The sequence below is a fragment of the Saccharopolyspora antiqui genome (genome assembly GCF_052246905.1).
Lineage (GTDB): Bacteria > Actinomycetota > Actinomycetes > Mycobacteriales > Pseudonocardiaceae > Saccharopolyspora.
Genome location: NZ_JBQQBO010000010.1, coordinates 120620 through 128946 on the forward strand (window position 1 = coordinate 120620; position 8327 = coordinate 128946).

8 protein-coding genes are annotated in these 8327 nt (G+C 70.6%); all 8 read left to right on the forward strand.

The genetic code is table 11. The features are described 5' to 3' along the window. The first annotated feature begins 35 nt into the window (after nucleotides 1–35). Nucleotides 36–1472 carry a type VII secretion protein EccB gene (gene eccB / locus ACTWQN_RS18010; protein ID WP_443204646.1) on the forward strand — a complete coding sequence of 479 codons (1437 nt, stop codon included), beginning with the start codon at nucleotides 36–38 and terminating at the stop codon, nucleotides 1470–1472. Between the two features lie 133 nt (nucleotides 1473–1605). Then, entirely contained in the window at nucleotides 1606–1950 is a 345-nt protein-coding gene (locus tag ACTWQN_RS18015; protein ID WP_443204647.1) for a WXG100 family type VII secretion target, read from the forward strand. A 52-nt stretch (nucleotides 1951–2002) separates the two neighbouring features. Further along, complete coding sequence (locus ACTWQN_RS18020; protein ID WP_443204648.1) at nucleotides 2003–2296, forward strand: WXG100 family type VII secretion target; 294 nt, start codon at nucleotides 2003–2005, stop codon at nucleotides 2294–2296. A gap of 143 nt (nucleotides 2297–2439) precedes the next feature. Then, nucleotides 2440–2838, forward strand: coding sequence for a hypothetical protein (locus tag ACTWQN_RS18025; RefSeq protein ID WP_443204649.1), 399 nt, complete (start codon nucleotides 2440–2442; stop codon nucleotides 2836–2838). A gap of 193 nt (nucleotides 2839–3031) precedes the next feature. After that, entirely contained in the window at nucleotides 3032–5887 is a 2856-nt protein-coding gene (locus ACTWQN_RS18030; RefSeq protein WP_443204650.1) for a WXG100 family type VII secretion target, read from the forward strand. Between the two features lie 30 nt (nucleotides 5888–5917). Next, nucleotides 5918–7402, forward strand: coding sequence for a WXG100 family type VII secretion target (locus ACTWQN_RS18035; RefSeq protein WP_443204651.1), 1485 nt, complete (start codon nucleotides 5918–5920; stop codon nucleotides 7400–7402). 16 nt (nucleotides 7403–7418) lie between these two features. Beyond that, on the forward strand, nucleotides 7419–7886 hold the full coding sequence (locus ACTWQN_RS18040; protein WP_443204652.1) for a YbaB/EbfC family nucleoid-associated protein: 468 nt from the start codon (nucleotides 7419–7421) through the stop codon (nucleotides 7884–7886). 43 nt (nucleotides 7887–7929) lie between these two features. After that, nucleotides 7930–8280: a hypothetical protein gene (locus ACTWQN_RS18045; protein ID WP_443204653.1), complete on the forward strand. Its 351-nt coding sequence runs from the start codon at nucleotides 7930–7932 to the stop codon at nucleotides 8278–8280. The last annotated feature ends 47 nt before the right edge of the window (nucleotides 8281–8327 follow it).

Below are 8327 nucleotides of genomic sequence, written 5' to 3' on the forward strand. Positions count from 1 at the left end.
CGTCCGCCGGAATACGAACCGTCAGGAGTACGCGCATGCAGTCGCGCCGTGACCAGGTGCAGGCTTATTTCTTCATGGTGGGGCGGCTGGTTTCGGCACTGATGCGGGGCCGCCCGGACGACCAGACCACCCCGACCCGGCGGTTCGTGGTGGGAGCCGTCATCGGCGCCCTCCTCGGCGGACTCGTGGTGGCCGGTTTCGGCATCTACGGAATGGTCGTCCCCGGTGGCAACAACTCGTGGCGGGCCCCGGGCACCATCATCGTGGCCAAGGAGACCGGCGCCCGGTTCCTGTACCTGGACGGCGTGCTGCACCCGGTGGTCAACTACTCCTCGGCGCTGCTGGCCAGCAACAGTCCGCAGTCGACGGTGAAATCGGTGTCGCAGAACTCCCTGCAGGGCGTGCCGAGGGGAACGCCGATCGGGATCGCGGACGCGCCGGATTCGCTGCCACCGGCCAAGAACCTGACCAGGGACCCGTGGGTCGCGTGCGTCGCCACCGTCGCGTCGGCTTCCGGCGCCGAGGTGCCGATCATCGACCTGCAGGTCCGCGCCCCCGCCGGTGCCCCGCTGGCCGACGACGAAGGGCTGCTGGTGTCCACTCCGGACTCCGGAACCTTCCTCGTGTGGCAGGGAAAGCGGCTGCGCATGCCGAACGCCACCGCCGTCAACGCCCTCGGCTACGGTGACGCCATCCCCTTCCCGGTGCCGACCGGTTGGATCAACGCACTGGCCTCCGGACCGGATCTGGTTCCGCCGAAGGTTCCCGGCGCCGGTGCCACCGGGCCGCGCGTGGCGGGCCAGCCGAGCCGGGTCGGGCAGATCTACGAGGTGCGCAACCCCGTTCTCGGGACGGCCGACTTCTACCTGCTGCTCGCGGACGGCTTCGCGCCCCTGACGCCGACGATGGCGAGCCTGCTGCTGGCCGACCCCGCCATCGCGCTCGCCTACCCCGGCAGGCCGCCGACCCCGATCAGGGTCGGCCCCGAAGTGCTGGCCACCATCCCCAAATCGGCGACGATCGGTACGCCGCCGGGATATCCGCCCACCCCACCACGGGTGCGGTCGGTCGGCATCGGGGGCAGCACGCGTCCCTGCGCCGTGTTCGAGGTGAGCGGCCCCACCGCGGGCGACACCACGATCAGGCTGGTCAGCCGCACCGAAGCGACCGGCGCCGGGCAGCTGTCGCCCGGCGCGGCCGAGCGGATCACGGTGCCCCCGAACCGGGGAATCCTGGTGCGCGACCTGCCCGCGCCGAACGTTCCGACCGGCACCCACTACCTGGTGTCGGACCTCGGGGTGAAATATCCGCTGCCGAGCCTCGATGTGGCGGCGGTCCTGGGATACGGCGGGGTGGCCCCGGTTCCGGTTCCGAGCCCGTTGCTCGCGCTGCTGCCGACCGGTCCGGCACTGGATCCGACGGCCGCGGTCCGGATGCATCCGGTCGGTGCGCTGCCCCTCGCCGCCAATTGAGGGATACCCCTCGCAAAGCGGAATTGTCCGCCGGACGGATCCACCGGGCCGCTCGTTCGATGGTGGACTTGCGCCTGTCAGAGCTCCCGCATTTGCGGACAGCGCGGGAAAACCCGGATCGGAAGAGGTTGACATGCCCGGCGACAGGACGAAGCTCACCGCCTCCCAGCTGCGGGACAAGGCGAACCAGCACGACGGTGTGGCCGAAGGGATCACCCGCGAGCAGACCAGGTTGCGCGGCGAGATCGATTCGGTGACCGGCGCCAACCAGGGCGACATGATCATGGCTCTGGACAACGTGCACGAGAACTGGCAGCAGATCACCGGTCGCATCGTCAAGAACCTGCAGGCGATGGCTCAGCAGGTGCGCCAAACCGCGGACCAGGTGGAGAACAAGGACGTCGAGCTGTCCCAGGCGGTGAACCGGGTTCCGGCCGCGGAGATGAGCAGCCCGCAGCTGTCCGGCTTCCTGTCCTGAGCGCGGCGACCCCACCGAGAACGAAGAAGGCGCGAACCTCCAAGGAGCTTCCATGGCAGACGAAATCAATTACCAGTACCAGATCCTGCAACAGGGCGTCGCCAGCATGCGGGCCGCCACCCAGCAGATCCAGGGCCAGGTCGACCAGCTGCGCGCGGACACCCAGCGGGCGCTGCAGGACTGGGACGCCGCATCCGCCGAGACGTACGGCGTCCTCTCCGGTCAGATCAGCACGGATTTCGAGGGCATCAACCAGATGCTGACCAACGTCATGCAGGCGGTCGACTCCGGCCAGGAGGACATGCGCAACACCGACCGGACGATGGCCGCGAACTTCCAGGGGTGAGTCGGCGGTATCACCGCCCGATTCCCAGGGCGCGGTGCCGGAGAGCGTGCTTCGCCGACCCGGCACCGCGCCGCCGTCCGTTCGAACGTGATTTGGCCTGCCGCAGCCACGATTCCCCCGCATCCACGATTCCGGAGCGCATCATGCCCAACGGTGACAAGACCGCTCTCGACCCGGCCGAGGTGAAGAATTCCGGCACCGCGATCGGGCAACTCGGGGCGGATGTCAACGGTTTCTCCTCGCTCAACGACATCCACCCCAAGCCCGGTGATTTCCTCGTCGGCGACTGGCTCAACGAGCTCGTCACGACCCGCCGCGACACGCTGTACCAGCACTGCAACGAGTTGAGCGCGGCGCTGGAGGAAGTGGGTCGGAAGTTGCAGGAGATCGCCACCGAAATCGAGTCCACGGACCAGAGCAACGGCGAGAAGGTGAGCAAGCTCAACTCCGACCTGGAAAGCACGGTGCACGACATGGAGACCCGGGTCGGCACCGTGGCACCGAGTCTCGGCGGCGACTCGTCCGGCAGCGACGCGTCCTGACCGATGCGACTCGGCCCTGCTGACGACACTTCCGAACCACCCCGGGTTAGGCGGTCGGACCGCCCGACCGGATCAGCCCGCCAACCACGAGTTCCCGCGGCCCGCGGCACGCGCCTGCCCGCCAGGTAGCGCCGGACGGCACCGCGTCCACTCCGGGGGACTCCTCGCCACCCGACACGAAGAAGGAAAACCGGTGCCCACTGTTGCCGATGACGAAGACCACGACCGGGACGGAGTTCCGAAGAAGGACGACCCGGACGACAACGACGCTTCCAACACGGGCGAGGACTCGGGCGGCGATGACGGCGGCGAGGAATACGGCAACAACGATTCCGACGGGGTGCGCAACTACGACTCCCCCGAGGAAGTGCGGGACAAGGGCGGGGAATACGACAACATCTCCGTCAACCAGGGCTACTTCGACGGCCTGCGGGACAACTCCGGGAACGAGTCCGACGGGGCGATGGACCGGGACGAGGAGTTCTCCCCGGAGGAGACGGGCACTGCCGAGGAGTACCTGGACGGCGCCGAAGACGATGCGAGCGAGGCGGACGAGAACCTCGACGTACCGGACTCCGACACCGCGGACGAAACCGGTTCGGACGACGAGGGCGACTCGGACACCGGTTCTGGCGGCGGTTCCGGCACCACGGGGGCGACACCCGCGGCACCGATGGAGGACTACAACTCCTTCTCCATGTCGCAGGTCATCCAGGCGCTCAACGGCGATCCGGCCAGTCTGCGTTCGGCGAGCGAAGCGTTCGGCACCACGACCCAGCGGCTGTCCGACACGCACGAGTCGCTGCGCGGGCAGGTGGAGAAGCTCAAGGGCTCCTTCGACGGTGCCGCCGGAAAAGCCTTCCAGGACTTCGGGAAACGGCTGCTCGACTCGTCGGGTGAGGTGGTGGACGCGCTCAAGGAAGGCCGGTACGCCGAGCGCATCGCGGACGCGGCGGACATGGCCGCGCGAGCGAAGAACGCCGTGGTTCCCCTGGTGAAGGCCTACACCCAGGCCGCCGCCTACGCGGATGCGTTCGGCTCCCTGCCGTCCTCGGTCAAGGGCGCGGAGGCCGCCGCCCAGACGGCCTCGCGGGTTGCCGAGGAAATCCTCGACAACGCGCGCAAAGTGGTGAGCACCCTCGCCGACAGCTACGAGTCGAACGGCAGCGGCCTCCAGCCGCTGCAGACCACCCTGCCCGACACCGGCGACTCCGGTTCCGGCAGCGGGTCGGGCTCCGGCAACGGGTCCGGGTCTGGCTCGGGTGGCGGGTCCGGCGGTGGATCTGGCGGCGGTTCCGGCTCAGGCGGTGGATCCGGTTCAGGCGGCGGTTCGGGCTCCGGCAGCGGATCTGGCAGCGGTTCCAACTCCGGCGACGGATCTGGCTCCGGATCGGGGTCCGGCGGCGGGTCGGGTTCCGAGGGCGGAAGCGGCTCCGGCGACGAGGACTACAGCGACGAGAAGCGGGCCGCCGAGGAGAAGATCAACGCGGCCGAGCAATCCGGGCAGGACGCCATCGACGGGTTGGGCGCCGGTGGCGGATCGGGCTCGGGTGGCGAAACGGGTTCCGGTGGCGGTACCGGAGCCGGGTCCGGCTCGGGCGGTTCGGAAAGCGGTTCCGGAGGCAGCGGGTCGGGCAGCGGTTCCGGCCAAGAAGGCAGCACCGGCGGCGGTTCCGGCGGAAGCGGCATCGATCCGGGCGCCGTCAACGCGGCGCTGGACGACGCCACCAAGGGCGCCGAACAAGCGGGCCAGGAAGCGCTCGCCGGACTCGGTGGCGGAGCCGAGGGCGCCGGTGGCGGCGGTTCGGAGACCGGCGGTTCCGGAGCTGGCGGCATGGTTCCCGGCGGCGGACTCGGCGGTTCGCCGGGCGGGGGTGCGCCGGGCGGGGGTGCGACCGGCAGCGGCGGCGGGTCGGGGAAGAACCCGACGACCGGGAAGACCACACCGGACTCCGCGGACGGCACCGGCAACCCGGAAACGTCCAGTGTGGACCCGAACGCCGTTGACGAAGCACTCGGCAACGCCACCGACGCAGCCCAGCAAGCTGGCGAGGAAGCACTCGCCGGTCTCAACGGCGGCGCGGGAGCTGGCGGCGGACCGGGCACGCCGGAAACGTCCAGCATCGACCCCAACGCCGTCGACAAAGCACTCGGCGACGCCACCAACGCAGCCCAGCAAGCGGGCGAGCAGGCACTTTCCGAGCTCGGCGGCGGAACCGGCGACGGTGCGACCGGCGGCGGGACCGGCGCGGGAGGCGAATTCGACCCCGCAGGCGCCATCGGGGATGTCACCGACTCCGCCAACGACGCGGCGCAGGACGCCGCCGACCAGCTCACCGGTGGCGGCTCCGAAGGCGCGGACGGCGCGCGCGAGGTTTCCCCGGACAAGGTCGGCGACATCGTCGACGACATGGCCGAGGCAGCCCGGGCCGCGGGCGAGAAGTCCCTCGAAGCGCTCCTCGGCCCGGACGCCGCCAAATCCCCGGAGGCCGAGGCCCTGCTCGACCAGGTCGTGGAGCAGGCCCGCTCCGCCGGGGAGGAGAGCCTGCGGGAGCTGTCGGCCGACGGTGGGCCGCTGAACCTCGACGAGGTCGGCGGCGTCATCGATGACGTGGTCGAGGCGAGCCGCACCGCGGGCGACCAGGCGATGGCCGAGCTCACCGGTCAGGAGGGTCCGGCGGCCAGCAGCCTGGCCGACTTCCTCGCGCCCGCGGGCGGCGGCGCGGGCGGTGGGGTGTCGCTGCCGGGTGGCGTCGGCGCTGGCGGCATCTCGGCGGACCTCGGCGCCACGATGGGTGCCTCGCTGGACGCGACACCGGCGGGCCCGCAACCCGAACTCGTCCGACCCCAGGTCGGCGTGGCGGGCGGGCCGGGTGCCGGGGCACCGATGGGCGGCATGCCGATGATGCCGCCGATGGGAATGGGCGGCGGCATGGGCGGTGCAGGCAACGGCGAACGGCAGCGGAGCACCTGGTTGACCGAGGACGGCGACTCCTGGGCGGAGGACGCCAGCGGAACCGTGCCGCCGGTGCTGGGACGCGACGGGTAGTCGAGCGATCCGAACCAAGGAGGAATTCAAATGAGTCCGATCGCCACGGACCAGGATCCGTCCGCGGGCGAAGCGCAACTCGACCCCGGTGGTGCGGAACCGGCGCCGGACCCGGCGACGCAGTACACGCTCGACTCGGCCGCGGCCGCGCTCGCTTCGGGCGACGTGCAGCGGTTCTACCAGGACGGTGCGCGATTCGAGGCGGTCGCCCAGTGGCTGCGCTCGACGGCTGACGGATTGCGCCGCGAACTGCTCCGGCTGGAGCAGTTCTGGCAGGGGTCTGGAGCGGACGCGTTCTCCGCTGCGGGTGAACGGTTCTCGCAGCGGATCGACGGCATGGTCGAGGTCCTGAGCGCGCCGAGCTACGCCGCCCTGATGGGCGAGCTCGGTGACGCGCTGGCCGCCGCGCAACGGCAGATCGCGGAGCTGCAAACGCAGCGCCAGCAGGGCAGGGACGCGATGGCGGCGGACCCGAAGGCCGCTGCGGATCCCGCCGCGCAGGCCGCGCACCAGCAGCAGGAGAACGCGCTTAACGAGCAGGCCCAGCGGATCATGGCCCAGCTGAGCGCCAGCTACCAGCAGATCGGTGGCCAGTTCCAGGAGTTCGCGACTCGCAACAGCGGTGCCGCGCAAGGAGCTTCGGGGGCGGGCGGATACGCGACACCGCTCGTCGGCGCGTCCGCCGGGGGATCGGGTTCGGGTGGCGCAACCCCGGTGGCCGCCCCCGCCGGTGCCGCTGCCGCGGGTGGCGCGGCAACGCCGTTGACGGCGACAACCACCGGCGGCGTACTCGGCCGAGGCAGCGGCGCGACGGCGGGTGAATCCGCTGCGGCAGGGGCCGCACCCAACGCGCTGATGGGCGGTGCCGGTTCGGGGATAGTCGGGAAGTCCGGGGAAAAACGCACCGCCACCCAGACCGAGCTGGCCAGCGTCGATCCCAGCATGCTGGCGCTGTCCCAACCGCAGGTCTCCTCGCTCGCTGGACCGGCGCTCGCGCCCGAGGCAGGCCGACCGATCTCGGTTCCGATGTCCACCAGCGCCGCCGGGCCGGAGGACGCGCGCACCCAGAAGCGAACGGGATTGCCGACGAACGTCACCACGGCTTCGGCCCAAGCCGGTGACCCGGCGCACGCCGTCGCCGTGGAAGGCGGTCTCGCGAACCGCCCGGGCTCCGCCGCCACCGAGGCGCTCAGCCCATCGGCGGCGTCTCGGGTGTCCGGTGGCAGCACTGGGTTTTCGGGCCAGGGGTTTTCGGGCCAGTCGATGGCAAATCCCGTTCTCGCCGACGACGGGTTCACTTCCGCGCCGACCGCCAACACACCGCGCGGCGCGCAGGTGGCCGCAGCGCCACCGCCGGGTGGCTCGGCGAGTCCGGGCGGAACACCGTTCATGCCGCCGATGGGGATGGGGGCCGGTGCCACCAACCGCGAACGCGACCGCAACACCCTGAACGTCGAGGAACCGGACACCTGGGACGGCGGCGGCATGCCGACCGGCGTCCTGGGCCGGGACTGACAGATCGGAGACGACCATGACGCATCCCCGCGACGATTTCCCGGACCTCGGTTCGGCCCTCGAAATGTTCGAGCAGGAGCAGGCCAAGCTGGCGGAATTCCAGCGCAGGCTGGCCGAGACCAGCACGGTGGTCGAGTCCCGCAACCACCTGCTGACCGTCACGCTGGACGGCAACGGCGAGCTGAGCGAGCTCAAGTTCAACACCACCGCCTACCGGTCGATGGCCCCGGCGGAACTGGCCTCGGTGATCACCGAGACGCTGCAGAAGGCCCGTGCGCAAAGCCTGCGCACGATGCAGGAGCTGATGGGCGGCCCGGTGGCCGGACTGGACATCAACGAGATCGCCACCGGCGAGGCCGATCTCGCCGCCGTGCTCGGCAAGGTGATGGAGCCCTCGCTGCGGCTGGTCCAGGAAGCAGGCGGCCCGCCCGCGCCGCGCCGCGCCGAACGCGACGACTCGGAGAACGACGGCTGGGAACGCTGATCGGCACCGGTAACCCGATGGAACGGATGGAAGGAGACCCGCCGTGGCATCCGAGACCTACCTGAACGCTCCCGGTGTGGAGGACGCCGCGCGTGAACTCGCCACGGTGGCGGGGCAGTTCGGCGACGCCGTCAACGGGCTGAAGCAGGCATTGGCACGCGACGAGGGGTGCTGGAGCGACGACAAGATCGGCAACAGCTTCGCGCAGACCTACGTCGGCCCGGCGCAGCAAACCCAGCAGGGGCTGACCGACCTCGGCGACTCGCTCGGCGAGTTCGCGAACGAAGGACTCCCCGGCACCGTGCGGCTGATCAAGGAGGTGGACTCCGAGTACGGCGAAGTGCTGAACAAGTACGGCTCGCAGCTCGACGAATTCGGCTCGCAAATCGACTGATCCGGCTCCGCTCCACCGGCCGTGACCCGGCTGGACGGCACCGACGC

Bases quoted from the DNA above. Each gene is read 5' to 3' on its own strand.
- eccB (WP_443204646.1), top strand. From the start codon at position 36: ATGCAGTCGCGCCGTGACCAGGTGCAGGCTTATTTCTTCATGGTGGGG.
- ACTWQN_RS18015 (WP_443204647.1), top strand. From the start codon at position 1,606: ATGCCCGGCGACAGGACGAAGCTCACCGCCTCCCAGCTGCGGGACAAG.
- ACTWQN_RS18020 (WP_443204648.1), top strand. From the start codon at position 2,003: ATGGCAGACGAAATCAATTACCAGTACCAGATCCTGCAACAGGGCGTC.
- ACTWQN_RS18025 (WP_443204649.1), top strand. From the start codon at position 2,440: ATGCCCAACGGTGACAAGACCGCTCTCGACCCGGCCGAGGTGAAGAAT.
- ACTWQN_RS18035 (WP_443204651.1), top strand. From the start codon at position 5,918: ATGAGTCCGATCGCCACGGACCAGGATCCGTCCGCGGGCGAAGCGCAA.
- ACTWQN_RS18040 (WP_443204652.1), top strand. From the start codon at position 7,419: ATGACGCATCCCCGCGACGATTTCCCGGACCTCGGTTCGGCCCTCGAA.